The sequence below is a fragment of the Jeongeupia sp. HS-3 genome (assembly GCF_015140455.1).
Taxonomy (GTDB): domain Bacteria; phylum Pseudomonadota; class Gammaproteobacteria; order Burkholderiales; family Chitinibacteraceae; genus Jeongeupia.
The window spans coordinates 2,574,487-2,600,162 of the sequence record NZ_AP024094.1 but is presented as its reverse complement, the minus strand read 5'-3'; the positions used below and the strand labels follow the sequence as shown (position 1 = coordinate 2,600,162).

General features: G+C 61.9%; 21 protein-coding genes and 1 tRNA gene. 11 read left to right on the top strand and 11 right to left on the bottom strand.

Going from position 1 to position 25,676, the window contains the following annotated elements:
* Nucleotides 1–169: 169 nt before the first annotated feature.
* The 4 genes from JLC71_RS12430 to JLC71_RS12415 all read left to right on the top strand — a co-directional run bounded on the left by JLC71_RS12430 (nt 170) and on the right by JLC71_RS12415 (nt 4,846).
* Nucleotides 170–1,654, top strand: coding sequence for an aldehyde dehydrogenase (locus JLC71_RS12430; protein WP_374757603.1), 1,485 nt, complete (start codon nt 170–172; stop codon nt 1,652–1,654).
* A gap of 88 nt (nt 1,655–1,742) precedes the next feature.
* Nucleotides 1,743–1,818 (top strand) — tRNA-Met (locus tag JLC71_RS12425).
* A 213-nt stretch (nt 1,819–2,031) separates the two neighbouring features.
* Entirely contained in the window at nt 2,032–3,024 is a 993-nt protein-coding gene (locus JLC71_RS12420) for a site-specific integrase (protein WP_200915781.1), read from the top strand.
* 1,189 nt (nt 3,025–4,213) lie between these two features.
* On the top strand, nt 4,214–4,846 hold the full coding sequence (locus JLC71_RS12415; RefSeq protein WP_200915780.1) for a hypothetical protein: 633 nt from the start codon (nt 4,214–4,216) through the stop codon (nt 4,844–4,846).
* 145 nt (nt 4,847–4,991) lie between these two features.
* On the opposite strand, the gene JLC71_RS12410 is transcribed toward JLC71_RS12415, so the two are convergent.
* The 4 genes from JLC71_RS12410 to JLC71_RS12395 form a co-directional block, all read right to left on the bottom strand.
* A complete protein-coding gene (locus JLC71_RS12410; protein ID WP_200915779.1) occupies nt 4,992–5,729 on the bottom strand; it encodes a rolling circle replication-associated protein in 738 nt (245 codons plus the stop codon).
* Between the two features lie 199 nt (nt 5,730–5,928).
* Nucleotides 5,929–6,201, bottom strand: a complete 273-nt coding sequence (locus tag JLC71_RS12405; protein WP_200915778.1) for a helix-turn-helix transcriptional regulator — start codon at nt 6,199–6,201, stop codon at nt 5,929–5,931.
* Nucleotides 6,202–6,468: 267 nt separating this feature from the next.
* Entirely contained in the window at nt 6,469–6,828 is a 360-nt protein-coding gene (locus JLC71_RS12400; protein WP_200915777.1) for a hypothetical protein, read from the bottom strand.
* Nucleotides 6,829–7,338: 510 nt separating this feature from the next.
* Nucleotides 7,339–8,313: an IS481 family transposase gene (locus tag JLC71_RS12395; protein ID WP_200915776.1), complete on the bottom strand. Its 975-nt coding sequence runs from the start codon at nt 8,311–8,313 to the stop codon at nt 7,339–7,341.
* A 678-nt stretch (nt 8,314–8,991) separates the two neighbouring features.
* Between JLC71_RS12395 and JLC71_RS12390 the strand changes: the two genes are divergently transcribed.
* The 3 genes from JLC71_RS12390 to JLC71_RS12380 all read left to right on the top strand — a co-directional run bounded on the left by JLC71_RS12390 (nt 8,992) and on the right by JLC71_RS12380 (nt 13,088).
* The gene (locus tag JLC71_RS12390) at nt 8,992–9,855 is read left to right on the top strand and encodes a hypothetical protein (RefSeq protein WP_200915775.1); all 864 of its coding nucleotides are present in this window, start codon (nt 8,992–8,994) and stop codon (nt 9,853–9,855) included.
* 2 nt (nt 9,856–9,857) lie between these two features.
* Nucleotides 9,858–12,068 (top strand): UvrD-helicase domain-containing protein, encoded by a 2,211-nt coding sequence (locus tag JLC71_RS12385; protein WP_200915774.1) that lies wholly within the window; start codon nt 9,858–9,860, stop codon nt 12,066–12,068.
* Between the two features lie 459 nt (nt 12,069–12,527).
* Nucleotides 12,528–13,088, top strand: a complete 561-nt coding sequence (locus JLC71_RS12380) for a recombinase family protein (RefSeq protein ID WP_200915773.1) — start codon at nt 12,528–12,530, stop codon at nt 13,086–13,088.
* 514 nt (nt 13,089–13,602) lie between these two features.
* Here JLC71_RS12380 and ada read toward each other — a convergent pair.
* Together ada and JLC71_RS12370 are read right to left on the bottom strand one after the other, a co-directional pair.
* Nucleotides 13,603–14,439, bottom strand: coding sequence for a bifunctional DNA-binding transcriptional regulator/O6-methylguanine-DNA methyltransferase Ada (gene ada, locus JLC71_RS12375; protein WP_200915772.1), 837 nt, complete (start codon nt 14,437–14,439; stop codon nt 13,603–13,605).
* A 152-nt stretch (nt 14,440–14,591) separates the two neighbouring features.
* Nucleotides 14,592–16,919 (bottom strand): extracellular solute-binding protein, encoded by a 2,328-nt coding sequence (locus JLC71_RS12370; protein WP_200915771.1) that lies wholly within the window; start codon nt 16,917–16,919, stop codon nt 14,592–14,594.
* Between the two features lie 288 nt (nt 16,920–17,207).
* Here JLC71_RS12370 and pncB point away from each other — a divergent pair, with 288 nt between their 5' ends.
* Complete coding sequence (gene pncB, locus JLC71_RS12365) at nt 17,208–18,404, top strand: nicotinate phosphoribosyltransferase (RefSeq protein WP_200915770.1); 1,197 nt, start codon at nt 17,208–17,210, stop codon at nt 18,402–18,404.
* A gap of 20 nt (nt 18,405–18,424) precedes the next feature.
* Here pncB and JLC71_RS12360 read toward each other — a convergent pair whose 3' ends face one another.
* The 4 genes from JLC71_RS12360 to rlmH all read right to left on the bottom strand — a co-directional run bounded on the left by JLC71_RS12360 (nt 18,425) and on the right by rlmH (nt 20,613).
* A complete protein-coding gene (locus tag JLC71_RS12360) occupies nt 18,425–19,021 on the bottom strand; it encodes a Maf family protein (protein ID WP_200915769.1) in 597 nt (198 codons plus the stop codon).
* A 68-nt stretch (nt 19,022–19,089) separates the two neighbouring features.
* A complete protein-coding gene (locus JLC71_RS12355) occupies nt 19,090–19,461 on the bottom strand; it encodes a VOC family protein (protein WP_200915768.1) in 372 nt (123 codons plus the stop codon).
* A 21-nt stretch (nt 19,462–19,482) separates the two neighbouring features.
* On the bottom strand, nt 19,483–19,884 hold the full coding sequence (gene fosX / locus JLC71_RS12350; protein WP_305066871.1) for a FosX/FosE/FosI family fosfomycin resistance hydrolase: 402 nt from the start codon (nt 19,882–19,884) through the stop codon (nt 19,483–19,485).
* A 258-nt stretch (nt 19,885–20,142) separates the two neighbouring features.
* Complete coding sequence (gene rlmH, locus JLC71_RS12345) at nt 20,143–20,613, bottom strand: 23S rRNA (pseudouridine(1915)-N(3))-methyltransferase RlmH (RefSeq protein ID WP_200915767.1); 471 nt, start codon at nt 20,611–20,613, stop codon at nt 20,143–20,145.
* A 51-nt stretch (nt 20,614–20,664) separates the two neighbouring features.
* Here rlmH and JLC71_RS12340 point away from each other — a divergent pair, with 51 nt between their 5' ends.
* Entirely contained in the window at nt 20,665–21,372 is a 708-nt protein-coding gene (locus JLC71_RS12340) for a pseudouridine synthase (protein WP_200915766.1), read from the top strand.
* 96 nt (nt 21,373–21,468) lie between these two features.
* Nucleotides 21,469–23,295 (top strand): glycoside hydrolase family 19 protein, encoded by a 1,827-nt coding sequence (locus JLC71_RS12335; protein WP_200915765.1) that lies wholly within the window; start codon nt 21,469–21,471, stop codon nt 23,293–23,295.
* Nucleotides 23,296–23,499: 204 nt separating this feature from the next.
* Here JLC71_RS12335 and JLC71_RS12330 read toward each other — a convergent pair whose 3' ends face one another.
* On the bottom strand, nt 23,500–24,696 hold the full coding sequence (locus JLC71_RS12330) for an MFS transporter (RefSeq protein WP_255517237.1): 1,197 nt from the start codon (nt 24,694–24,696) through the stop codon (nt 23,500–23,502).
* 100 nt (nt 24,697–24,796) lie between these two features.
* On the opposite strand from JLC71_RS12330, the gene JLC71_RS12325 reads away from it, so the two are divergent.
* Complete coding sequence (locus JLC71_RS12325) at nt 24,797–25,675, top strand: LysR substrate-binding domain-containing protein (RefSeq protein ID WP_200915764.1); 879 nt, start codon at nt 24,797–24,799, stop codon at nt 25,673–25,675.
* Nucleotide 25,676: the final 1 nt, after the last annotated feature.

Below are 25,676 nucleotides of genomic sequence, written 5' to 3'. Positions count from 1 at the left end.
CCAGTCTAAGCCACGCGAAAAATAATTGACAAGTTAGGGCGCGGGTATTTTGATTTCCTTATGAGCACCTGCCGGCGATGCCACTTACCGACGTGATGGCCTGACTGCCGCAATCCCATCGCTTGATCTGCATGAGCGCGCGGACGCCAGCCAAGCAAACGGAGAAATGATGCGCCTGTTGACGTATTCCGACTGGCAAGCCCTCGCTGCCGCGCAAGTGTTCGAGGGCCGGGCCTATATCAATGGCGGCTATCTGGGCACTGCGGCGACCTTCCCCACGGTGAATCCGGCCAACCGGCAGACGCTGGCGCGGATAGCCGCGTGCGGTGCGGCCGAGGTCGATGCCGCAGTGGCTGCGGCAAGGACGGCGTTTGACGACGGCCGCTGGGCCGATCGCTCGCCGCTCGAGCGCAAGCAGGTGCTGCTACGCTTCGTCGGGCTGCTGCGCGCCAATGCGGACGAGCTGGCGCTGCTGGAGACGCTCGATACCGGCAAACCGATCAGTGACGCGCTTGGTGTTGATGTTGCCGGTGCCGCGTACTGCGTCCAGTGGTTTGCCGAGGCGATCGACAAGGTCGGTGGCGAGGTGGTACCGGTTGCCGGCAATCTGCTCGGCATGGTGACGCGCGAGCCGCTAGGCGTCGTCGCGGCGGTGGTGCCGTGGAACTTCCCCTTGCTGATGGCCAGCTGGAAATTCGCCCCGGCGCTGGCCGCCGGCAACTCGGTGATCCTCAAACCCTCGGAAAAATCGCCGCTGACCGCGATCCGCATTGCCGCACTGGCGAGCGAGGCCGGCATTCCCGCTGGCGTGTTCAATGTGCTCCCCGGCGGCAGCGAAACCGGCAGACTGCTTGCGCTGCATATGGATGTGGATTGCATCAGCTTTACGGGCTCGACCGCCGTTGGCAGACAGATCATGCAGTGCGCTGCGCAATCGAACCTCAAACGCACCTGGCTGGAGCTGGGCGGCAAATCGCCGAATATCGTCCTCGCCGATTGTCCGGATGTGCACGCTGCGGCCAGGGCCGCGGCCGATGGGGTTTTCTATAACCAGGGCGAGATGTGTTCGGCCGGCTCGCGCGTGCTGGTGCAGCGCGAGGTCTACCCGGCGTTTCTCGCCGCCTTGATCGAGGCTGGCCACCGTTACGTGCCGGGAGATCCGCTCGACCCGGAGACGCGCATGGGCGCCATCGTCGACCAGACCCAGTACGACAAGGTGCTCGGCTATATCGACGCAGGCCGCAAGGAATCGACCTTGCTGGCCGGTGGCGAGGCCAAACTGACCGAGACCGGGCTCTATATCGAGCCGACGCTATTTGAAGTCGCGCCACATCACCGGCTGGCGCGCGAGGAAATCTTCGGCCCGGTGTGCGCGCTGATCGTATTCGACACGCTGGACGAGGCGCTCTCCATTGCCAACGACAGCGACTACGGCCTTGCCGCCGCGGTGTGGACGCGTGATCTGGCCACCGCGCATCTTGCCGCCCGCAAATTGCGTGCCGGCACCGTGTGGGTGAACTGCTATGAAGAAGGCGGCGACCAGAACTTGCCGTTTGGCGGCTTCAAGCAATCGGGCAACGGCCGCGACAAATCCCTGCACGCGCTGGATAAATACACCGAGCTCAAATCGACCCTGATCAAGTTGCGCGACTGAGGCGTGGCAGGTGTTTGGCGGCATACGCAAAATATGTGCCAATAGGTGTTGACACTAGAAAGGGCGCGACATATACTGGCTTCTCTGTCGCGGGATGGAGCAGTTGGCAGCTCGTCGGGCTCATAACCCGAAGGTCACAGGTTCGAGTCCTGTTCCCGCAACCAGCATAAAATCAAGGGCTTGCCGAATTCGGCGAGCCCTTTTTCGTTTCATTTTTTCGAGTTTTTGCAGCAAATTTGCAGCACTCGATGCGGGGAGCGGTCTCAAGCCTTTTTCTCGCGAATGAAATCAAGGGCTTATCGAATTCGCTAGGGTTACTGCAGCAATGCTTGCTGCGCCCGAAACTATACCCTTGCTCCACCACTTGGAGCAGGAAGATGGCAACCATCAGCAAGCGCGGCCCCCACCAGTACCAGGCCCAAGTCCGCCGCAAGGGCTTTCCCACCCAAACCCATACCCTCGAGACCAAGCGCGATGCTGAAGACTGGGCTCGCCAAATCGAGGCCGACATGCGCCGCGGCACATTTGTCGACCGTAGCGAAGCCGAGCAAACCACTTTCGCGGAGTTGCTTGAGCGTTACCGGCAAGAGGTCACGCCTGAAAAACGTGGCTGGTGCGCCGAAAATAGTCGGCTCAGGCAATGGCAGCGCCACCCTCTAGCAAGTCGCCCCTTGGCGACGCTTCGTAGCGTCGACTTCGCCAGTTATCGCGATGAGCGCCTTAAGTCTGTTGGGCCCAAAACGGTTCAGCTGGAGCTGTCCCTGATATCTGCAGTATTCAACGTGGCCAAACGGGACTGGTCCATTCCGGTCGAGAACCCCATCACACATATCCGCAAGCCTAAAGCGCCCAAGGGCCGAGAGCGCCGGCTTGAAGGGGACGAGGAGGCTCGCCTTCTTGCTGCGGCCAAGGCGGGACGTACCGACAGCCTGGATGTGTGCATCACGCTCGCGATTGAAACGGGTATGCGTCGCGGTGAAATCGCTGAGTTGACATGGGCGCAAATCGATCTGCGCAACCATGTTATTCGACTGTCCATGACCAAAAACGGCGATGACCGTATCGTGCCGCTTTCTGAAGTCGCGGAAGCGGCGCTTCAATCCTTGCCGCGTCCGCTTCATGGTGGACGAGTGACGAAGTTCCACGATTCAAATGGTCTGGGGGCGGCCTTCAGAAGGGCGTGTGAGCGTGCCGGTATCGTTGGCTTGTGCTTTCATGACCTGCGGCATGAAGCCGCATCGAGGTTGGCACCAACGATGCCTCAAACGACTTTGGCCAAGGTTTTTGGATGGCGGACCCTACAAATGGCCATGCGCTACTACAACCCAACCGCCGACGAGCTGGTTGCTGCGGTGCGAGCGGCCGCATGATGCAGGCCGCAATGTTGAAGGTCCTTGAGGAGAAAGACCGGGCATCGAGCATGATGCCCGGTCTTGTATTGAGATATTCCGACGATAAGTTGCCTCGCCTCGCTATCTGACCCGCCAAGGCCAGAGTTCATCCCCCCCGCCGCCAAGCGGGAGGGATGGCACATCGCTACAACGGGCCGCCAAGCCCTTCCCCTTGCGGGGTCACACACAATTTCCACCGCTGGCAGTTTTCGAGTACCGGTCGCCCGGTTTGCTCGCCTCTTGACTGATTAGGTCTCGAAGTTCGCTCAGACTCTACTCTCCGCCGCTCCCTCTCTTGCGCCATCCCGGGTGCCACCCCGGTCCATCGGCCGTCAGAGATTCCCACGTTAGCTGATCGTGTCGAAACCACGATTTCGGCATACGTCATCTCTGGTTCAAAGGCATCGCATACGCTTACCCGGTTGCCCGGTTTCGGCGCCTCGATGTTCCATAGCAGGCGCTTACCCGCCTTTGAACCGTCATCAATGAATCACCCCAAGCGGGGCGTAGCCAAGGTTTCTTACCGCGATAAAGGGGACTCACACCCCTAGTTACGTGCTTAAGCTATCCAGCGACCCTCCCATTACGGAGGTGCCACCGCTTCCAGGTTTCCCCTCAGCGGCCTGACGCATTTCTACGCCCTCAGCAGCCCACACGCGCGGTTTCTGTCGCGCCGTTCGTTTTCAAACGCCCCAGAATCCGGATTTGCACCGGTTCACGTATCAACAGGGTTGGTCTGCGTTACCGCAGTTCCCGTTTCCGTGTCGCCCAACACCGCCGCGAGGCGGATTGGGTCGAAGGTGGCATGTCTGCCACCAGCGCCCGTTTCAGCCGCACCAGCCAGCGTTACCCGGCATGCAGCTAAGGCAGTGTGCGAAGGGTTGGCGCCCCTTCGCGTGTCTTTCGACATGTGTGTGATTTGCAGTTGGCGGTCTGCGCGATGCGTCCTCAACGAGAAGACGCATGGCGCAGACCACCGTGCATGCGAGTCATCCAAGCTCTCGCCTGGTTGCCTGCCCTTGCAAACACGTCTTACCTATTGGCGTATAGCGTTGTTTCTCCGTGCTCTGCACGGAACATCATTATGTGCGGCTGCGCCGCACGTGCATCACACTGCAATCACGCGGCATCGCGCTATACCGGGTATCACGTTCAACCCGGAATTTTCATGCCTGCTTCTACCCCGATCGCGCGCAGCAAGACCGCCGCCCTGGCCCGAGTTCTCGACAGCGTGCCGAAGGGCTATCACCGCTACACCTGCGGCACCGTGAAAGCCGCCAAAGCCGAAGCGCTCGCCAACAAGTTCCACGCGCTGTACGGCATTGGCTGCTCACCGGCGCAACGCCTTACCCGGAAGAAGAAGGGGCTGGCAAACGCCGTGCTGGTGATGTATTGGCCTGAGGGGGCCGGGCAGGTGGGATGGCTGCTGCTTGTGACCGATGGCGCGGGTTTGGAAGGTGAGACCTTGAAGCAGGTCTGTGAGAGGCCACGGCTGAGGTGGCTGGGTTATGAGTTGGTCCGTCACGAAGCGCGAGGCAGGACTGCTTGGACCTGGCGGCGGCCGAAGCAGGAGATGGCCGAGTTGCATGCATTCGTAGCCTTTCAGGCTGGCCGGCGCAACTACGGGGCCCTCGCAGAGACGCTTGAGCGCATCGCCCGGCAACCCGGATTTCATGGGGTGCGGGCCCAATCTTGGGCGCTGTGTCAGGCCGCCCGCCAACTGGGCCACACGGGGCCGCTGCCGCAGCTCTTCTACCTCCAGAAGATTTGTCACGGGGAACGGCTGGTGCTGTTCGGATAGTGTGCAGGCTGCTCCGGTTACAACAATGCCTTCGCTTTTTCTGCCTAAAGGCGCGCCACATGCCATATCCCGACTGGGTCAATAAGAACAACGCCAAAGACGCTGCCCGCGAGGTGCCATTCCACCTGCTCAAGCGTGAGACCGCCTACGGAGATATGAAAGATGGCTGGCTAACGCTAATGAGTTTTGGTCCCCAGGGCGTCCATTTGTAGGGGGAACGATGGATGACGCCCGTTTCGGCGTCCACCCAGCCACCGCCCGGGCAGCGACGTGCGCGTTGACTTACCGGAAGCAGCGGTAGTAGCCAGCGCGGCAAGGCAGCACGCAACACCGCTGTTTTTCCTTCTTCATCCATGCCCCCTGCGCCGTGGATACGTGCACCTTTAGGCAGCTTGGCGGTGCTGTCGAACTTGGCGATATAGCGCCCCCACGCGCTTGGGCTGCGACAACTGCCCACCCAGGTGCTGCCCCACGACCACCATTTCTTCAGCTTTTCCGGGGCAAATTTGAAATCCCGTGGCAGCCACAGCAGCAGGTGGTAGTGCAATCTACCTTCGCGTTCGAGGGTCCAAACGTAGGGCAACCCGTGGCCTTTGCGCTTTAGGGCGCGGCGCAGCTTGTTCAGGAAGGCACTGATGCGCGTGGTCGTGAATCGCGCGTTGTCCGCAAAGGTCAGCGTGACCGCTACCGCGCGCAAGTTGTTGGCTTTTGCATAGCGCCATTGCTCTTTGATGGTCTGTTTGAGCTTCTTTCGCGCCGCTTTTTTCCGTTTCCGGAGGGCGAGTGACGTACTTGTTTCGTTCTTTTTGACAAGTTCAGCGCGTCGCGCTGCGGGCATTGAGCCGCGGGCCGATTGATGGTTGGCCGGTAGGGGTTGAGACAAGGGCACACTCCGTGCGTGTGCCGCGTCAGCTGATTAGCTGTGCCCTCTGTACTGCAACGAAATATGTCCTCCGCGCTGCGCGGCGGGTGATTGAGTTCCGCGCCTATACTCATTTGGTGAGTGAGTACAGCCGCGCCATTGGCGCATCCCGTCCCGGTTCCCGCCGGGGCGATTCATTTGGTGGCGCCGAGTTGTTAGGTCAGCTAGCGCGTCGCGCAGCGACCTGCTCTGCCTTGGTCGGCCGACCGCGCCGCTTTGGCATGGCGGACAGAAGGGGAGGCGTGAGCGGGGTAGTCTTGGGTTGGCACTTGGCATCGATCCAGGTGCCGACATCGGAGGCCCGGAAGCGCAGCAAATGCCCCAATTTGATGGCGGGGGGAAGGTCACCACCAATTGAGTGGCGGTTGTAGATGGTTTGCTCGGCGATGCCGAGCATGGCGGCCAAGGCCTTGGTGGAGAGGAGTTGCTCCATGGGTCATATCACTGATGAGCAGTCATATGACTGCCTGAATGTATAGCACCACGGTTACCGCCTGCTCCCGCCGAAAACCGGATATTTTTTCAAAAGTCTTGTTGGAACCGCTATTGCAAGGCTGGATGTTGCTTTTTCTTCCATGAAGCTTGCTTGGGCGTCTCAATTTTTATCGGAATACGGGCGGTGAGGATGCAGGCGGAGGAGGTAGGCCGTAATGCCTACTGAAGCCAGGGCAGTCCACTGCAACGACTTTTTTACATAAACCTAAGGAATACGTATTGCATTGCATTTCCGAACGTCCTGTAGCCATCCGTCAGATACTGTATGAACTGCGAGGATATTGGAAAATGGAATATAGAAATATCCATCACCAGCCTCCATGTTACAAAGATAAAGTGTAACTCCATGCTCGGTAATGCTATGCATATCCCAGACGGGCTTTTCCTCAGGCTTGAAGTATCCTGCCGCTTCAAGTCGGATTAGCATAGATGGTTTTTCTCGCAGCTCGAAGAAGAAGGTCTCGCCATCCAGTCCCCTATCAAAGATCATTCCCTGCGCTGCATAGAAAGCATTCGCGAGTTCCGTAGTGGATGAACTAATAAAAACGGCGATTGTGTGAGTCATTTTTCGTATGCAACTCTTAAAATAGAAAGAAAGTTAAAAAGTAGATCAGCATGCCAATATTATCAATAATACGGCTCAAGAAGTCGACTTAGATGTCTGCTATCGGTTCAAGTATTCAATGGCAGTTTGCAGTCGGAAGTTGTTCCAGTATACATAACTAATCATGACTCTTCCCTGCAAAACATCAGCTTCAGAGTGCAACACTATGCTTCCGAGCGAACTGATAAATCATAGGGAATGGGAACCATCTTTCCTGATAACTGCAATTATCAGGAAAGATGGTTCTAATACGTTTGCCGTCAGAAAATCAGCCAGACTTTATCGAATTTCCAGAATAAGGGGGCATCGGGTAGAGTAGCCGTGATGGTAATCATCTTGACGGATTATTCGAGGAAAATATGTCTCAAGATAACAGTATCGACTTGGAAATTGCGCTCCAGAAAATCCACGAGCTAGCGCTGGCCGATGGTGACCTAGGCGACGAGTATTGGTACCAAGTTGGTCAGTTGCTTAAGTTTCCAGTCCCGGACGATTCACCACGCGCTTAACAAATAAATCCGGCCGTCGCTGCTGCCAATCTTTCATCGCCTGCAGCGGCGTTCGGTGTTGCAAGGCCAGTTGCGGTAAGTGCTGGTTGTACAGCCACACATAGCGCTGCAACGTCTGCGCCAAGTCCTCGCCAGACTGGAAGCGATGCGTCGCCAGTACCTCGCTGATCCGGCCGTTGAAGCGCTCAACCATGCCGTTGGTTTGCGGATGGCGCGGTTTGGTCAGCCGGTGCTCAATCTGCAGCGCTGTGCACAGCCGATCAAACTCATGCTCGCCGCTGGCGGTCTTGGTTTTATTGAACAAGCGATCGGTGAACTCACTGCCGTTGTCGGTCAACAGGATCTGCAATTTAAACGGGATGGCTTTGGCCAAGGCGGCCAGGAATGCCTTCGCGCTTGCAGCGGTTTTGTTGGGCTTGATCTGCACGAACACCCAGCGGGTGGCGCGGTCGATGGCGACGAATAGATAGCGGCGGGTGGTTTCGTCCGGCATTTGCGGCAGGTATTTGACGTCGACATGGACAAAGCCAGGGTCGTAATCCTTGAAGGGTTTGCTGTTGCGCGCCCGCTGTGTCGGTTCGAGCGCATGCAGGCTGCCGACGCCGTGGCGGCGCAGGCAGCGATCCAGTCCGGAGCGGGAGACCGTCGGATGCAGGAACTCGCGGATCACCACCAGCAAATCATCCAGCCCCAGCTTAAGGGTTTGGCGCAGTTGTACTGCGACCGCTTCTTGTGCGGGTGTCAGCGTGGTTTGCAGTCGATGCGCCGTATGCGAACGATCCTGTACGTCCTGGCGTTGGCGCCACTTGCGAATGGTATCCACGGTGACGCCGTAGCGACGTGCCAGTTCGGTGTTGGGTATGCTGGTCGGCGCCGCCTGGATTTCGGCGCGAATGGCCGGGGTGGTGCGGGCGCGCTGGTGCAGTTGGACGATCATCGGGCTGACCTCGACAGGGAAGCTCGCAGCTTAGCAAGCGCATGGCGGGCACAGTGAAGTCGCCAGCTGCGAGGGCTTAGATTATCATCCGGGATGCGACACTTAAGCGTGCAGCGGGCATGCAAGACGAAATCGACGCACTTAGCAATGCACTCGAGCGGTGTCGCGCTCGGTTCGGCAGCTAGCTGTCACTGCGGAATCTGGTCACCTGTGATCACGCTTTCTGGCGCACGTGATCACCGCGCTGATAAAGACTGCTTGTGTAGAACTGCTGCCGATTTCGCCAGCACATGGACTTCCGCTGTTCGGCCAAAGCAGTCCTTGAAAGCCCCTGACACCGACGACCGCTTCCGACCCTGAGCCGCCGTTCGAGAACAATTTGGCAACGGCTGCTACGCAGCGGTTGCTGTCGGTAGCCGCCGGCGAGGCTATTCACGCTGCCTGGTGCAACGCGATTATTGAGCCCGGCGACATGAGCTGACCCGAATGACGGCTGTTATGGTCTTTCACGCAGCGCGTCGAGCCGGCCAGCGACCGCTTCTCTGCTGTTCGAACTTACCTCAGCGCAAGACTTAGTCATCGCCTGGTCTTGTGTCCAGGCTGCAATATAGATGAGTTACCGTCATGTTACATTCTGTGTAAATATTGGCACCATTGACCCTCTCCAAGACAAAATACATGACGGGCTTTTTCACGCAGATTGAAGACACAGAAGAGATGCGCCAAGGCGACATCATCCGCAAGCTCAATCCCAAGACCGGCGAAGCAGAGAAGCTGGGGATCGTGATCACGGCCGATTGCGATATCGCCCAAAGGAAAGCCGGCGAACGCTTCACCTGGCTGGAAATCGTGCCCATGGCAGCCTATATCGAAGGCCCCTGGGCGCAGGAGCAGTTGCGCAAGCTCGCTGAGAAGCGTTCCAAGGCGATATGCGAGCATCTAAATGGCCAGATCCGCAAACTGCAGCCTGGCCTTGCGGCACTGACACATGACTCACTGGTGCAATGGCTGCGCAGCAAGACTGCCGAAGAGATCCTGACGAGTGCCACTGGCCAGGCGCCAACCGCAGATGGCAAGCCGCTGCGCGATCTCCAGGGCTTCGCGCTCACGGTGAGCGCCGACGAAAACCAGAGCGCCTTCAGCCGGTTGAAAGCCGCCTGGACACTCTTTGGAGTCGAAGAGAGGATCCAGCAGGAAAGCGTGCGCAATGCCTTCAAGGACGGCGGCGGCTTCCAGGACTATTTCGTGCTGCCGGAGCTGCCCAGCCAGAGCGGTTTCGGCTTTGTGGTGATGCTGCGCTCGATGTGGACCATCATGGCCCCCGACCTGTATCTCACTGAACAGGACGCACGCATCCATGACAGACCCGATGCTTTCCATCGCCTCGGGCGCCTCAACGACGGGATCCGCTTCTCGATCACCCAGAAGCTGGCATTCCTGTTCTCGCGCATTGGCATGCCCAAGACCTTCGAATCCGCCTGCGAAACAGCAGCCGAACTTACGATCGAGGAATTCTTCAAGAAAAACGTGCAGGAGGCATAACCATGACGACAACCGTATCCGCCCTCGTCATCGACCAGAAGGCTGTCAGTATCCTGGACCGGGCATTCGTAGAGGATGCCTGGCTGCAGAAATTCGAAGTGCCGCAGAACACCGATGGCCTGCGCCGTGTGGAATCGAAAGACATCGTCTACCTGCTGTCCCAAGATGCCGACCTGGATGATGGCTACCTGGTTATCAATACTGCCATGTTCGCCGCTGCGGCCAAGCTCGCCAAGCCACGCACGGCCTTCGAGCGGGTGATTCGCGTGGCGTTGCGCCACTTCGACCGCGGCATTGCGATTCCAATCCAGTGGCAGCCGTATCACGCAGGCTCCCGGCTTTCGGTTTTCGCACAGTCCTCCCGAGACGCCCGGCAACGGGTCTACTTCGACCAATCGCCAGATGACACCGGCAATCTCTACGCGTTTGCCGTCACCAGCAACCCCGAAGACCTGGATGGAGTGCCGGAGGACAATGCGCTGTATCAGCGCGCTATGGAAGGCATCTGTGATGCCCTGCTGGCGGACCCTCCGGTCGCACCACCCGTCGGCAACTTCGGCGTCCTGCTGTCGGAACCCCTAGGCGTCCAGCTCGCGAGCGCGGGGACATTGCAGGAGTGGTACGAGCAGCGCCTGAACCGCGAGCAGCGCGCATTTGTCGATCAGCCGCATGATCGACCCGTGAGGCTGCGTGGCGCCGCCGGCACCGGAAAGACGCAGTCGATGGTTGTGAAGTGCCTGCGCGATCTGTACGCCGACGCGGACGGCGACAAAACCTTCGCATTCCTGACACACAGCTCGGCATTGGCCCATTCGGGTGTGCGAGGCATGCTCCATGCACTGGATCCCACGGAACGCTGGACGTCGTTGAGGACACCCTCCGGACAACCTAGGCTGTGGATCGGCACCATCTACGAGTTGGCGCAGGAGAAGCTGGGGTACGAGAAAAAGGGCTTGAGGCCCTTGTCGCAGGATGGCCGTGATGGACGTGAATACCAGCGGATGCTCATCGAACAGGCCATCGACCAAGTCTTACAAGATCCTCGAGTCGTGCTCGACCAGTTCCCAGGCTGTCTGGATTTCCAGGAGCGCCTGAAGAATCGCGCAGAAGATCCCTCGCTCATTGACGAACTCATGAACGAGTTCGCCTGTGTGCTGGATCTGGAAGCCATCAAGAAGGACACGCACGAGGCCAACCGCTATGCGCGTGGCTCGAGGGAGCCATGGCAGATGGTCCTGCCAAGCGAGGCCCACCGCCGCGTGGTCCTGGAGATCCACGACGTCTACCGGGCGCGTCTGCGGGCGGAGAAGATGCTGGGCATGGACCAGATGGTCGCGGACTTCGACGGCTATCTTGGCACGCACGAGTGGGGAGCCCTGCGCGATCGCGATGGCTTTGACCTGGTGTTCGTCGATGAATACCACTACTTCACGCGCGCCGAGGCCATGCTGCTCCACAACCTGTTCAAGACGCGGGCACAGATCGGCGGCCGCTGGCCGTTGCTCATGGCCTACGACATCAAGCAGAGCTCCAATGACGTTGCCATCTGCGGCGGCATGGAGAAATTCCGCAACCCGGGCGTCGGCGCATCCGTGCTGACCGAACTCAAGCAGGTCTATCGCTCGACGCCCCAGATCACGGCGTTCCTGCGCGACCTCGACGCTTCTTTCCCGGCCATGGATCTGGAGGGCGAGTACGCGACCTACGTGGCCGAGTCGCAGCAGGACGAAGGCGAAACGCCGACCCTGACCGTCTACGAAACCGACATCAAGCTGATCGATAGCGTCTTTGAGCAGGCCGTCCGCATGGCTCGCGACATCGATGGCGGCGGCAGCCAGGTGGCGGTGCTGTGCCTGAACGAGGCGCTGTTCGACAAGATCCGCGTCGCCGGCCGCGTTCGTGACAAATTCGTGCCGATCACCACGCGTGAAGACCTCAAAGAGCTGCGCTATGCCAAGAGCAAATGCGTCTTCAGCATGCCAGAATTTGTGGCGGGGCTGCAGTTCCACACCGTGTTCCTCATCCATGCCGATAGTGCGGACTACGACGAAGACCAGGGCCAGGGCACGCGCCGGCGCTATGTGTCGCGCGCTTACCTCGGCGCCAGCCGGGCCGCGCGTAAGATCCTGCTGTCGAGCTCCAAGGAACACGGCGGGTCCTGCCAATTGTTGGACGTGCCGCTGGCCAACAAAAACCTGCGGCGCGTCAGCTGAACCCACCCTCCGCGCCTCCTGCACTCCGGCAGCCCATAACTCGAACCCTAGAGCCTGCAATATGACGCTAAGCCGACATTGACTCGCCGGATATGAATTTCTGCTCTGGCCGAAAACCGGGCGTCCGCCGCAATCCACTGACCGGTCGCTATGGGGCGAATGCGGTCACTTGAACCAAGCTGCATGTCGTCCGATTTCCGCTGGTCAGTTGTCACCAGTAGTTGGACTGATCCGAGAGGCCAAGCCACGACAGCGCGCGAGCAAGCCGCGGCGGAAATCGGTTGGGTAATAGCGCTCAAGCCTTGGTTGGGCATATCTGACCTGTCCGATTGAGCTCGACCGAATCCAGAAAACGATGGTTTTCCGGACGCACACACTTTTGCCGCTCCAACGCCACGCTATACCCCTTCAGATGTTCAACATTTCCTCCAACAATCAACGTTCGGAAAAGGGTATGGAATGGCAGTTATTGGATACGCACGGGTCAGCACCTGCGAGCAAACGCTCGACCTTCAGCGGGACGCGCTGAAGGAGGCAGGGGTCACCAACACCTATGAAGACAGAGCTAGTGGCAAGACGACCGACAGGCCGGAACTTGTTCACTGCCTGAAGGCCCTGCGAGAAGGCGATACCTTGGTCGTATGGCGGCTGGACCGGCTGGGACGGAACTTGCAAGACCTTATCCGCATTGTCAACGATCTGGAAAAGTGCGGCGTCATGTTCAAATCGTTGAAGGAATCCGTCGATACCGGTGCCCCTACAGGCAAACTCGTGTTCCATCTGTTTGCGGCATTGGCCGAGTTCGAGCGTGAGCTCGTCAGTGAACGAACTGTGGCAGGCTTGAATGCGGCGCGGGCTCGTGGCCGAAAAGGCGGCCGTCCGCAGCGATTGGACGCCAAACAGCAGAGAGCTGCCTTGGCCATGATGAAGAGCAGGGAAATGTCCGTTGCTGAAATCAGTCGGCATTTCGGCGTATCTCGTTCCACGTTGTACAGCCTGCAAGCGGCAAACAAGCAATAGCCGACCGCAAAGTGTCCTTTAAGGACACTTTGAATCATCAGGCAGAGATGTGAGTGTGACTACAGTTGGGGGCGCCCACAGTTCGGCGGATTGGGGACTAGCACAGCACGAGCTTGCCACAAATTTGCAGCAGTAAATGCAGCAAATGGCAGTAAAATGAAGTAGAGCAGGGTATAGAAGTGCCTTGATTTTATTGAAAAAGTTGCTTATTCAGGGTGGCTTTATTTGGGCTCATAACCCGAAGGTCACAGGTTCGAGTCCTGTTCCCGCAACCAAGTTTAAAACCCCTGATCGTAAGATCAGGGGTTTTTGCGTTTCCGGCGCCGATTCAGGCGAGGGGCGACGTCACATCGATACCTGCCTTGCGTGGCATTCGAGCACGGGCAAACCCGATGATCGCGGTTGTGGCCGCTGTCGCATCCAGCCCGGGCAGGCCGATGTCCTGGATACCGTCAGGCCGACGTCTTCCGGAATCAGGCCGATGCTGGTGATGCCCGCCTGAGACTGCTTGCGTTCAGTGGGCCTGCTCCGCTTCGCGCTCCAGCAGCGCCTCCTTGCGGGCGATGCCCCAGCGGTAGCCGCCGAGGCCGCCGTCGGTGCGCACAACCCGGTGGCAGGGGATGGCGACGGCGAGCGGATTGGCGCCGCAGGCATTGGCGACCGCGCGTACCGCCTTTGGCTGGCCGATGCGCTCGGCGATGTCGGCATAGCTTGCGGTGCTGCCCGGCGGAATCGCCCGCAGCGCCTGCCATACGCGCTGCTGGAAGGCGCTGCCGCGAATGTCCAGCGGCAGGCTGGCGCCGATCCCGGGCGCGTCGATCAGCCCGACGACGCGCGCCATCCAGTCTTCGAATTCGGCGTCGCCGCCGATCAGGCTGGCCTTGGGGAAGAGGTCTTGCAGCCTTTGCAGCAGTGTGCCGGCATCGTCGCCAAGCTCGATCCGGCAGATGCCGGTGGCGGTGGCGGCGACCAGCAGCGCGCCGAGCGAGCATTGGCCGATGCCGAAGCGGATGGCTTCACCGGCACCGCCGCTGCGGAAGCGTTGCGGCGCCATCCCCAGCGTGGCATCGCTGCCAGCGTAAAAGCGGCTGGTGGCGTTGAAGCCGGCGTTGAACACCGCCTCGGTGACGCTGCTGCCGGCGGCGAGCGCCTCCTGCACCCGGCGGGTACGCTGCGCAGCGGCGTAGGCCTTGGGCGTGACGCCGGTGACCGCCTTGAACTGACGGTGGAAATGCCACGGGCTCAAGCCGGCGGCGGCGGCCAGCTCGGCCAGAGGCGGCGGCGTCTCGGCGGCATCGATCTGCCTGCAAGCTGCGGCGATGCGTGTTTCGATGCTGGCGGTCGATGACATGGCGGACTCCGGTGCGGATACGACGCTTATAGCATCGGCCAGCCGGGCGTGGCGCGCTTCCCGGTTCTTGCGCACCCGGTTTCAAAATCGATCGGCAAGAAAAAACCCGTCCGGAGACGGGTCTCAAAGCACTGCGGATTTATTGCTGTTGTTCAGCGCCGTGCCGCGTCGGCCAGCCGGCGGGCTGCGTCGGCGGCACTCATCCGGTCGTCCTTCCAGTACGCCTCGATCACGTCGAAGAAGGCCAAGCGCACATCGTCCTGCATCGCCATATTGTGCGCCCACGACGGCACCAGCACGCCCGATTGCGCGGCGCTGGCGAAGTCGCGTGCCGACTGGCGTGAGTAGTCGTCGAAGCGGCCGAGGTCGACGTCGGTGCGCGCCGGGATGTTGCCCTTGTGGAAGTTGAACGCTTCCTGGCCTTCGCGGCTCATCAACAGCGAGACGAAGTCGCGCTGCGCGGCCGCGCGGGCCGGGTCGGTCTGCTTGAACATCGTCAGCGTGTCGGCGGCGAAACACCAGTCGCCGTTGTTGGTCGGTGCTGGCCAGCACAGGTAGTCGCTGCCCTGGGTCTTGCCGCCCTGAGTGAATTCGCTCTTGGCCCAGTCGCCCATCAGCTGCATCGCGGCGCGGCCGTTCATGACGTCGGCGGTGGCGAGGTTCCAGTCGCGCCCGACCGAATCCGGGGTGATGTAGGGTTTGAGGCGCTTCAGCGTTTCCAGCGCGGTGATCATCTGCGAGCCGGTCAGCGCGCTCGGATCGAGCTTGCTGAATGCCGACAGGTAGAACGGCGTGCCGCCGGTGCCGAGTGCCACCGCTTCGAACACCGTGCCGACCTGCCAGCCCTGTTCCGAGTGCGCCAGCGCCGGGATGCCGGCCGCCTTGAGCTTGTCGGCCATCGCGAAGAAGTCGTTCCACGTGCGCGGCGCGGTCAGGCCTAGGCGTTTGACGATGCTGGCGTTGACCCACAGCATATTGGTGCGGGCGACGCCGAGCGGCACCGCCACGTAGCGGCCGTCGTGCTGGATCATCGCGTCGAACACCGCTGGCAGCGAACTGGACCAGCGCTCGCTGCGGGCAAGCTCGCTCAGGTCGGCGCAGACGCCGTCGCGCGCCCAGTTCATGATCTTCACGCCACCGATCGCCGCGGCGGTCGGTGCATCGCCCTGCTGGATGCGGCGCTTGAGCGTTTCGGTCGGGTTGGCGCCGCCGCTGGCGTCCTTCCAGTGGTGGCCCTGGGCGTTCAGCAGTGTCTTGATCTCGGACACCGCGCGCGCTTCGCTCGATGCCATCCAGCCGTGCTGGACCTCGATGTCGGCGAGCTTGAAGCGGCCGACGATCTCGAGCACCTTGGCGGCGCGTTCGTCGAGAGAACTCAGCGACTGGCTGGCGTTGTGCAGTGCCGAGTCGGTCGCCTGCGCCATGCTGTTGATCTGCTCGGCCGACTGCGCCATCGTCGTCGTCGCCGACGACTGCTCGCGTGTCGCGTCGGCGATCTCGCGCACGACGTCGACGACATGATTCATCCGTTCGGCGATCTGCAGCATGTGCGTGCGCGCTTCACCGGCACGCTCGACGCTCTGGCCGACGCGCTGCGAGGTGTAGGCCATATTGCTGACCGCGCTCTGGGTTTCTTTGCCGACCGATTCGATGCGCTGGGCGATCTCGATGGTCGCCTGGCCGGTGCGCTCGGCCAGCTTGCGCACTTCGTCGGCGACTACGGCAAAACCGCGCCCGGCTTCGCCGGCGCGCGCCGCTTCGATCGCGGCGTTCAGCGCCAGCAGATTGGTCTGGTCGGCGATGTCGCGGATCACGCCGATGATGCTGCCGATCTCCTGCGAGCTTTTCGACAGCCCGTTCATCGTCGTGCCGAGCGAGGCCATCGCCGTGGCGACGTGGCCGACTTCCTCGGTGACGCGCTCGACCGCAACGGCGCTGTCGGCCGATTGCCGGCTGGTGTCGGCGACGGTGGTATCGACGTCGTTGGCGTGTTCGGCGATGTGGTTGATGCTGACGGTGATCTGCTCGACCGTCGCGGCAGATGCTGCAGCAAAGTCGGACTGGGTACGCGTGTCCTTGGCCATCTGCCCGGTCAGCGCGGTCAGCTCGTGCAGGCTGATCGCCAGCGCTTCCATTTCACGTTGCGCCTCGCGCAGAGCCGTTTGCTGGCGGGCGACGAAGCGGTTGAACGCCACGGCGATCTCGCCGGCGTCGCCGGCGCTTTCAGGCGCGCGCACCGCCAGATCGCCATCGCGATTCAGTGCGTCGAGCGCATCGCGCAGGCCGGCGATCGGGTTGAGCATGCGCCGCGCCAGCCAGAAGGTGACGCCGCCGAGGGCGGCGAGCGCGACAAGGGCAATCGTCCAGGCAACACCATCGGGCTGGCTGCCGCCCGCAATGCTTTGATAGCCGAGCAGGATGCCGAAACCGGCGACCCCGATGGCGCAGGCTGCGCCGGCAATACGTTGGCACATCGACATGGTGTTTCCTCCGGACTATCCGCCTGTTCGTGCGACGAATATCAATTTTTACTTATGCGGTTCATTCTAACCCCGGGTTTTGCCGCGGCGCTCAATGATGTAAGCAATGTTGCGAGAATGTGACCTTGCGTCCACGCAAACGGCATAAATAGCCCAGAATGGTGCGTTTTCAGTAAGAGAGTGGCAAGAAACGGACGGCTTGCACGCTGCTGCTAAAGCTTGCCGTGGTGACCGGGGCCGGATACGGCCTAAAATCGGACGCTCACCCGCCCCTGATAAGGACGCCTGATGGCCGTTCCGGTAATCGTGTCGCTGCTCGACACCGATCTGTACAAGTTCACGATGATGCAGGAGATCCTGCATCATCAGCCGGAGACGCAGGCCGAATACGGCTTCAAGTGCCGCAATGTTCCCGATGTGCCGCTGGCCGGTTTTATCGCCGAGATCGATGCCCAGCTCGATCAGCTGTGCGCACTGCGCTTTGCCGAGGACGAGCTCGCCTATCTGGGCGGACTGCGCTTCATCAAATCCGACTTCATCGACTTCCTGCGGCTGTTTCAACTGCAGCGGCATTTCATCACCGTGTCGGTGCCGGCGAGCGATCCGGACGACATCGCGATCACCATCAAGGGGCCGATGCTCCATTGCATGCTGTTCGAGATCTACACGCTGGCGATCGTCAACGAGGTGTATTTCCGCCATGTCGACCCGGCGGCAGCGCTGGCGACCGGGCGCGAACGGCTGACCGCCAAGCTGGCCTTGCTGCGCGAATTCGCCGCCGAGCCGGCACAGTGCTTCCCGTTCATTTTTTACGACTTCGGCACCCGCCGGCGTTTTTCACGGGCTTGGCACGAAGAGGTCGTCGCCACGCTGGCGCGCGAGGCGCAGCCGTACTTCCGCGGCACCAGCAATGTGCTGCTGGCGATGCGGCACGGGCTGGTGCCGATCGGCACCATGGCGCACGAGTACCTGCAGGCGTTTCAGGCCTTCGGCTCGCGGCTGCGCGATTTCCAGCGCAACGCGCTCGAGCACTGGGTGCATGAATACCGCGGCGACCTCGGCATCGCGCTGACCGATGTCGTCGGCACCGACGCCTTCCTGCGCGATTTCGACCTGTATTTCTGCAAGCTCTTCGACGGCCTGCGCCACGACTCGGGCGACCCCTACGCCTGGGGCGAGAAGGCGCTTGCCCACTATCGCAAGATGAAGATCGATCCGTCGGCCAAGCAGCTGGTGTTCAGCGACGGGCTCGACCTGCCGCGCGCGTTCGCGCTGTACCGGCACTTCGCCGGGCGCGCGCCGACGAGCTTCGGCATCGGCACCGATCTATCCAACGATTGCGGCGCGATGCCGCTGCAGATCGTCATCAAGCTTTTGTATTGCAACGGCCAACCGGTCGCCAAGGTCAGCGACAGCCCCGGCAAGGGCATGTGCGAGGACGTGAATTTCCTCAATTATCTGGGCGATGTCTTCGCGCTGCCGTGACGGGCTGCCGTGAGGTCGCCCTATGCCTGTTCGGCGAGGTGGCCCAGACCGTGGCGGCCGAGCAGCAGCGCGGTGTCGTGTAGCGGCAGGCCGACGACGCCGGTAAAGCTGCCGGCCAGATTGGCGACAAACAGCCCGCCCAGTCCCTGGATGCCGTAGGCGCCGGCCTTGTCCATCGGTTCGCCGCTCGCTACATAAGCGGCGATCTGGGCGTCGCTCAGGCTCATGAAGGTGACGCGGCTCTGCGAGAGCACGACGTCGACGCCATCGGCGGTACGCAGGCCGACGCCGGTGAGCACGTCGTGCGTGGTGCCCGAGAGCAGTTTGAGCATCCGCGTCGCATCAAACGCATCGACCGGTTTGCCGAGGATCACATCGCCCAGCGCAACGGTGGTATCGGCGGCGAGCAGCGGCTTGGCGGGCAGACCCTGCGCCAGCATCGCCGCCCAGCCGGCCTCGGCCTTGGCGGCGGCGAGCCGCAGCACGTAATCGCGTGGCGTTTCACCGGCGAGCGGGGTTTCGTCTATCTCGGCGCTGATGCGTTCGAAGGTGACGCCGGTCTGGCCAAGGAGTTCACGGCGGCGCGGGCTGCCGGAGGCGAGGTAGAGGTCGATCATATTGGCCTGTCGTTATGCCGGTTAGGCGGAATAAGGAATGCACAAGCGGATCGATTCCGCTTGAATAGCTAATTGTTGATCACCGCTTCAACGTGGTAACCATCGGGATCAAGCACAAACGCTGCGTAGTAATCGTTGCCGTAGTGCGGGCGCAGGCCAGCGGGGCCATTGTCCTGGCCGCCATGTCCGAGTGCTTCCTCGTGAAAACGGGCGACCGATTCGCGGTCAGGCGCTGCAAATGCAAGGTGAAACCCTGAGTCTGGAATTGCGGCGTTGGCGCGCAGCTTGATTGCAAACTTGTCGCCACCACCGGGATAGCCATAACCAACGCAGGTGTCATCGGCAAAGACGCGGACATAACCCAACGGAGCAAGCGCCGCATCATAAAACGCGGCGGAACGCGCCAGGTCGGTCACGGCAAAAGACAGGTGGTGCAGCATGGTCGGTGATCCAGGTGAGGGTTATCGTGTGTACCGCGCGAGCCGTTGCGCTAGCGTACCGGTATGCAGTTCGAACAGATTGTTGTCGTAGTCGTAGAAATACAGCGATTGCCCTTCGCCGTCGACTCTTGGGCGCGGCGGCTTGATTTCGACGCCGAGCGTTTGCAGCTGCGCTGTGTAGCGCGGCAGATCGGCGTCGTCGATCGCGAATGCGACGTGCCGGTATGAACGTTCGACCGGCTCGCCCTCCATCAGCGCAAGCCACACGCCACTGAGCACGAAGAACTTTTCGCCCGAAAGCGAAAAGCGTTTGTCGCCGCTGTCGTAAACCTCGTCGGCGCCGAGCCCTTCGGACAGCAGGCGCGCGCTGCGATCAAGGTCGCGGACGATGAAGGTCAAATGGCTGATGCCGCGTATCGTCATGCTAAGGCCCACATGCAAGTCCATTGATCGGCACTCGCCGGTTCCGCCCGGCGGGCGTGTTCGGCGCTTCTGAAGGGTATTGGTCGCGGTTTTCTCCCCTGTGGCGGCAAAAGAATCTGGTTTTTCATCGCAAATGTATCGCAACGAGCGAGAGCGTCGAGGGCAAGGAGGGTGGCGCGCAGGAACCGGAATGTACTGGAGGTACATGAGGATTCCGAGCACCGCACCGACGCCGTCATCGGCGCTCGCAGCCGTTGTTCATTCGCGGTGGTAGGGATGGTTGTGCAGGATCGAATACGCCCGGTACAACTGTTCGGCCAGCAGCACCCGCACCATGCCGTGCGGCAGGGTCATCGCCGATAGCTGCAAGAGCTGGTCGGCACGCTGCTTGACACTTGGGTTGAGGCCGTCGGTGCCACCGATGATGAACACGGTATCGCGGCCGTCGACGTGCCAAGCTTTCATTTTTTCGGCCAAGGTCATCGTGGTCCAGTTGGCGCCGCGTTCGTCCATCGCCAGCACGCGCGCGCCCTGCGGGATCGCTGCGAGGATGCGTTCGGCTTCCTCGGCCATCACCTGCTGCGGCGTCTTGCTGCCGGCGCGCTTGTCGGGCTTGAGTTCGATCAGGCTCAGCGCGAATTCGCGTGGCAGCCGTTTCTGGTATTCGCCGAATCCGTCTTCGATCCAGCCGGGCATTTTGTGGCCGACGGCGATGATGATGAGTTTCATGGCTGTGTTCCGCCGGTAAAATGGGCCGATTTTACGCCGCCGTGATCCGCCATGCTTGCCTCCTGCCTTGAACTTGTCCCGTCCGATCCGTGGCAGCCGGCCGTGCTGCATGCGGCCGGCGACTTTGTCGTCGCCTACAAACCGCCGGGGCTGTCGTTCCACCGCGACGGCGAAACGCCGGGGCTGGTCGAGCGCGTGCGCGATCTGTACGGCGCGGCGCTGTGGCCGGTGCACCGGCTGGATGTGATCACCTCGGGCCTCCTGGTGCTGGCGACCTCAGGCGAGGCGGCCAGCGCCTTTGGCGAACGCTTTGCCGCGCGCGAAATGGACAAGCTCTATCTGGCCTTGTCCGATCGCAAGCCGCTCAAAAAGCAGGGGCTGATCGCCGGCGGCATGGCGGCCGGGCGGGGCGGCAACTGGCGGCTGACGCGCGAGGCCGCGCTGTTCGCCAAAACGCGCTTCGTCAGCCTGAGCGTCACGCCGGGGTTGCGGCTGTTCGCGCTCAAGCCCTACACCGGCCGCACCCACCAGCTGCGGGTGGCGATGAAAAGCATTGCGGCGCCAATTCTGGGCGACGCCCGCTATGGCGGCAGTGAGGCCGACCGTGGCTATCTGCATGCCACGCGGCTGGCGTTCGACTGGGACGACGGCGCGCATGCCTTCCACTGCCCGCCGTGCGCCGGCGCACTGTTCGTCAGCGCTGAATGCCGCGCTGCACAAGCATCTCTGCAGACCTTACAAGCGGACTGGCCAGACTAGGCCGGTTGTCAGCGACGAGCGTTTCGGCACCGTGGAGGCGGCTATCCTCGCCCGCAGTGCCGCCAACGAGCGGCGCAAAGACAAGAGGATGGAGACATGCATTTCAACCGTATCGCGGCCGCACTCGCGGTCGTTGCCACCGCGCAGGCGTATGCAGCCTACCCGGCGTGGCAAGAAGGCCAGACCTATACCGCCGGTGCCTACGTTTCGTACAGTGGCAGCGATTACCAGGCTCTGGTGACACATACCGCCTACGTTGGCGCCAACTGGAACCCGGCGGCGACGTCGACGCTGTGGAAGAAGGTAGCGAGCGGATCGCCAACTCCGACGCCGACCGCCACGCCAGCACCGACGCCAGCACCGACGCCAGCACCGACGCCGAGCGGTTGCGCGGCTTGGTCGGGCACGGCGGTGTATAACGCCGGCCAGTGTGTCAGCTATGCTGGCAAGACCTACAAGGCCAAGTGGTGGACACAGAACAATGTCCCGGGCGCTGATCAGTGGGGCCCGTGGGAAGTAATACAAAACGGTGGTGTAACCCCGACGCCTACCCCGACTCCGACTCCGACCCCGACTCCGACTCCGACTCCGACTCCGACTCCGACCCCGACCCCGACCCCGGCCCCGGCCCCCGCGTCGTACAAGCCGCAGGTGAGCTTCGTCGCCGCGCCGGCCGGTTATCCGACCGATGCGCAGTTCACCGCCGCCGAAAACGCGCTGGCGTCGCAGGCCGGTACCGACGCCGGTGCCATCGCCCGCATCCGCGCTGCGCTGGCGGTGCTGCCGGATGCCGAGGTCGAGGTCGTGGTGGCCGGCCGCGCCGCCAATCCGGCCAACGTGCTGCGCGTCGAGCGCGTGATGGGCGAAGCGAGGTTCGATGCCTTCTTCCCGGTTCGCAATGTCGGCTACACCTACGTGAACTTCCTGCGCGGCGTGGCCAAATTCCCGGCCTATTGCGCGACCTACAGCGATGGCCGCGACAGCGATGCGATCTGCAAGAAGTTGCTGGCAACGTCGTTCGCCCACTTCACGCAGGAAACCGGTGCCAACTGGCCGGCGCTGACCCCGGCCACCGCGCGCAGCTACCCGGCGCAGAACAACCCGGTGCTGGCGACGATGCCGCAGAACACCGCGATCCCGACGTACAAGCAGGCGCTGTGGTATCTGCGCGAAAACGGCTATGTCGAGGGTTCGGCCGTCGGCGCGTACCAGGACTGCTTCCGCGGTGCGGGCAGCTCGATCTTCTCGGTGTTCTACCCGTGCGGCCAGAACGCGTCGGGCCAGACGATCGACTACTTCGGTCGCGGCTCCAAGCAGCTGTCGTGGAACTACAACTACGGCCCGTTCAGCAAGTCGCTGTACGGTGACGTGAACGTGCTGCTCGACAACCCGGGCCGCGTTGCCGACACCTGGCTGAACTTTGCCTCGGCGATCTGGTTCGCGGTCTACCCGCAATCACCGAAGCCGCCGATGACCTGGGTGGTCGACGGCACCTGGCAGCCGAACGCGGTCGACGTCGCCAACAATATGAGCCCGGGCTTCGGCGCGACGGTGTTCATCATCAACGGCGGTATCGAGTGCGGTGGCGGTGGCGCCGAGAAGTCGCAGGTGCAGAACCGCATAGCCGCGTACAAGTCGATTGCCGCCGAGCTGGGTGTACCGGTGCCGGCGTCAGAGCAGCTTGGCTGCGCGGCGATGAAGGGCTTCCAGCCCGGCTCGGCCGCGGCTACCAAAACCTATCTGGACAAGGCCTGGAGCTACAACGCCAACAATCCGGGCGGCGTCTCGTGGGCTTGCCAGCTGGTCGACTATCAGATGCCGTTCTCGCTCGCCAATCCGGGTGATTACAAGCAATGCGTCGACTACATGTTCCGTGGTCAGGTGAAGTACAACGGGCAGGTGGTGATCGACAACACCAAATAAGCCTGCGCCATTCGGCGGCTGCGCCTGCGCATTTTGCCGCCGTCCGATGCTCGGAATCCTCATGGACTTCACGTCCACTCCGGTTCCTGCGCTTCGGGCGGCGACAAACTGCTTTGGCTCGCTCACCGACTGGCACAGGTTGAGATTGGCTAGATGTCCAATGAAAACGGCGACCTTCGGGTCGCCGTTTTTTGTGGGTCGTGCTCAGGCTGTCGCTGGTTCACGCCGTGTCGCCAGCAGCCAGACAACGACACCGATCGCACTGAGCGCGGCGCCAAGACCACAGACCAGCATCCAGCCGCCGTGGCCGTAGGCCCACGCCGACAGCAGCGAGCCGCTGGCGCCGCCGATGAAATAGCAGGTCATGTAGGCCGACGTCAGCCGGCTGCGCGCCTCGGGGCGCAGTTTGTAGATCGCGCTCTGGTTGCTCACGTGTACCGCCTGCACCGCCAGATCGAGCACCAGGATGCCGATGATGAAGGCGATGATCGACGATTCGGCAAAGGCGATCGGCAGCCACGATGCCAGCAACAGCAGCAGCCCCTGCAGCGTGGCGCGGTCGCCGTGGCCGCTGTCGGCCAGCCGGCCGGCATAGCCCGCCGCCAGTGCGCCGGCGGCGCCAACCAGCCCGAACAGGCCGATGCTCACATCCGAGTAGTGATACGGCGCGCTCGACAACAGAAACGCCATCGGCGTCCATAACACGCTGAAAATCGTGAACGACAGCGCGCCAAGCAGGGCGCGCAGCCGCAACACCGGTTCCTCGGCCAGCAGCCGGAAGGTCGATGCCAGCAACTGCGGATAGCGCAAGGTCGTGGTTTCGCGGTGTGTCGGCAGTACGCGCCACAGCGCCAGCGCGGTCAGCACCAACAGTGGCGCCGCGACCCAGTACACGGTGTGCCAGCTGCCGATGCCGGCCAGTACGCCGGAAACGGTGCGCGCCAGCAGGATGCCCAGCAACAGCCCGCTCATGATCGTGCCGACGACGCGGCCGCGTTGCTCGGGCGCCGCCAGCGTCGCCGCGAACGGCAGCAAGACCTGCGCGACGACCGAGAACAGCGCCGTCAGCGCGGTACCGACCAGCACCATGGTGATGCTTTGGGCGTTGGCGGTGATCATCAGTCCGATCGCCCCAAGCAGCGTCATCGACACGATCAGCCCGCGGCGTTCGAGCAGATCGCCCAGCGGCACCAGCAGCACCAGTCCGATCGCGTACCCGAGCTGTGCGGCGGTGACGATAAAGCCGGCCATGCCGGTCGAGACGCCGAAGGTATCGGCCAGCGTATGCAGCAGCGGCTGGGCGTAATAGTTGCTGGCGACGGCAAGGCCGGTGGCAAAAGCCATCAGCGCCACCAGCGCCGGAGTGAGTTTGCTGCTCGGTTGTACGATTGATGCGGACAAGATTGCATCCTGAAACATTGAATTGGTAATCAGTATCGACTGGTAGATTCAATCACGCCAATGTATTGTTTTGATTGGATTGATCTTGTTTCACGATGCAATGAACCTCAGACAAATCGAATATGCGGTGACGGTGGCCGAGACCGAAAACTTCACCCGTGCCGCCCAGGCCTGCCATACGGTGCAATCGGCGCTGAGCCACCAGATCGCCCGGCTTGAAGACGAACTCGGCGCGCCGCTGTTCGAGCGCAGTTCGCGCCGGGTGCGGCTGACCCCGGCCGGCCGCGCATTTTTGCCGGCGGCGCGGCAGCTGTTGCACGATGCCCAGCGCGTTCGCGACGAGGTCGCCGCCGCCTCCGGGCAGATTCGCGGCACGCTGGCGGTGTCGCTGATTTCGGCGCTGACCGCGCCCGACGTCGTGGCGCTGCTGGACAGATTCCACGGCCGCCATCCGCGTGTCGACGTCCGGCTGACCTCGGGCATGAGCGAGGCCATGCTCGCCGACGTGCGCGAACACCGCGCCGACGTCGCCTTCGTCGGCCTGTGGTCGGGCGAGGAAATCACCGGTCTCAATACCCTGCTGCTGTGCGACGAGGCGCTGGTGGCGCTGCTGCCGCCGGATCATCCGCTGGCAACGCGCTCGCAGCTTGATCTGCAGGCGCTCGCTGCCGAGCGCTGGGTCGATTACCGCGCCGGCAGCAGCGCCCGTCGCCAGACCGACGAGGCGTTCAGCGCCGCCGGTTATGATCGTCATGTGCATTTCGAGATCGACCATCTTGGCCTGCTCGAACGCATCGTCCGCCGTGGCCTGGCCGTCGGCATGGTGCCGGCCGGACTGGCGGCGGGCTTGCCCGGCCTCGCTGCCGTGCCGGTTCGCGATGCGCCGACCCGGCGCGTTTACTGCGTCTGGGCAAGGCAACCGACGCCGGCGGCGCAGGCGTTTATCGAACTGGTCGCCGAAGCGGCCAAGGAAGCTTGAG

Excerpts from the sequence above, each read along its gene's own strand:
- JLC71_RS12395 (WP_200915776.1), bottom strand. The coding sequence starts at position 8,313 with ATGATCGTCCAACTGCACCAGCGCGCCCGCACCACCCCGGCCATTCGC.
- JLC71_RS12400 (WP_200915777.1), bottom strand. The coding sequence starts at position 6,828 with ATGACTCACACAATCGCCGTTTTTATTAGTTCATCCACTACGGAACTC.
- rlmH (WP_200915767.1), bottom strand. The coding sequence starts at position 20,613 with ATGAAACTCATCATCATCGCCGTCGGCCACAAAATGCCCGGCTGGATC.
- fosX (WP_305066871.1), bottom strand. The coding sequence starts at position 19,884 with ATGACGATACGCGGCATCAGCCATTTGACCTTCATCGTCCGCGACCTT.
- pncB (WP_200915770.1), top strand. The coding sequence starts at position 17,208 with ATGGCCGTTCCGGTAATCGTGTCGCTGCTCGACACCGATCTGTACAAG.
- JLC71_RS12325 (WP_200915764.1), top strand. The coding sequence starts at position 24,797 with ATGAACCTCAGACAAATCGAATATGCGGTGACGGTGGCCGAGACCGAA.
- ada (WP_200915772.1), bottom strand. The coding sequence starts at position 14,439 with ATGTCATCGACCGCCAGCATCGAAACACGCATCGCCGCAGCTTGCAGG.
- JLC71_RS12405 (WP_200915778.1), bottom strand. The coding sequence starts at position 6,201 with ATGGAGCAACTCCTCTCCACCAAGGCCTTGGCCGCCATGCTCGGCATC.
- JLC71_RS12340 (WP_200915766.1), top strand. The coding sequence starts at position 20,665 with ATGCTTGCCTCCTGCCTTGAACTTGTCCCGTCCGATCCGTGGCAGCCG.
- JLC71_RS12420 (WP_200915781.1), top strand. The coding sequence starts at position 2,032 with ATGGCAACCATCAGCAAGCGCGGCCCCCACCAGTACCAGGCCCAAGTC.
- JLC71_RS12335 (WP_200915765.1), top strand. The coding sequence starts at position 21,469 with ATGCATTTCAACCGTATCGCGGCCGCACTCGCGGTCGTTGCCACCGCG.
- JLC71_RS12430 (WP_374757603.1), top strand. The coding sequence starts at position 170 with ATGCGCCTGTTGACGTATTCCGACTGGCAAGCCCTCGCTGCCGCGCAA.
- JLC71_RS12370 (WP_200915771.1), bottom strand. The coding sequence starts at position 16,919 with ATGTCGATGTGCCAACGTATTGCCGGCGCAGCCTGCGCCATCGGGGTC.
- JLC71_RS12385 (WP_200915774.1), top strand. The coding sequence starts at position 9,858 with ATGACGACAACCGTATCCGCCCTCGTCATCGACCAGAAGGCTGTCAGT.
- JLC71_RS12355 (WP_200915768.1), bottom strand. The coding sequence starts at position 19,461 with ATGCTGCACCACCTGTCTTTTGCCGTGACCGACCTGGCGCGTTCCGCC.
- JLC71_RS12415 (WP_200915780.1), top strand. The coding sequence starts at position 4,214 with ATGCCTGCTTCTACCCCGATCGCGCGCAGCAAGACCGCCGCCCTGGCC.
- JLC71_RS12390 (WP_200915775.1), top strand. The coding sequence starts at position 8,992 with ATGACGGGCTTTTTCACGCAGATTGAAGACACAGAAGAGATGCGCCAA.
- JLC71_RS12380 (WP_200915773.1), top strand. The coding sequence starts at position 12,528 with ATGGCAGTTATTGGATACGCACGGGTCAGCACCTGCGAGCAAACGCTC.
- JLC71_RS12360 (WP_200915769.1), bottom strand. The coding sequence starts at position 19,021 with ATGATCGACCTCTACCTCGCCTCCGGCAGCCCGCGCCGCCGTGAACTC.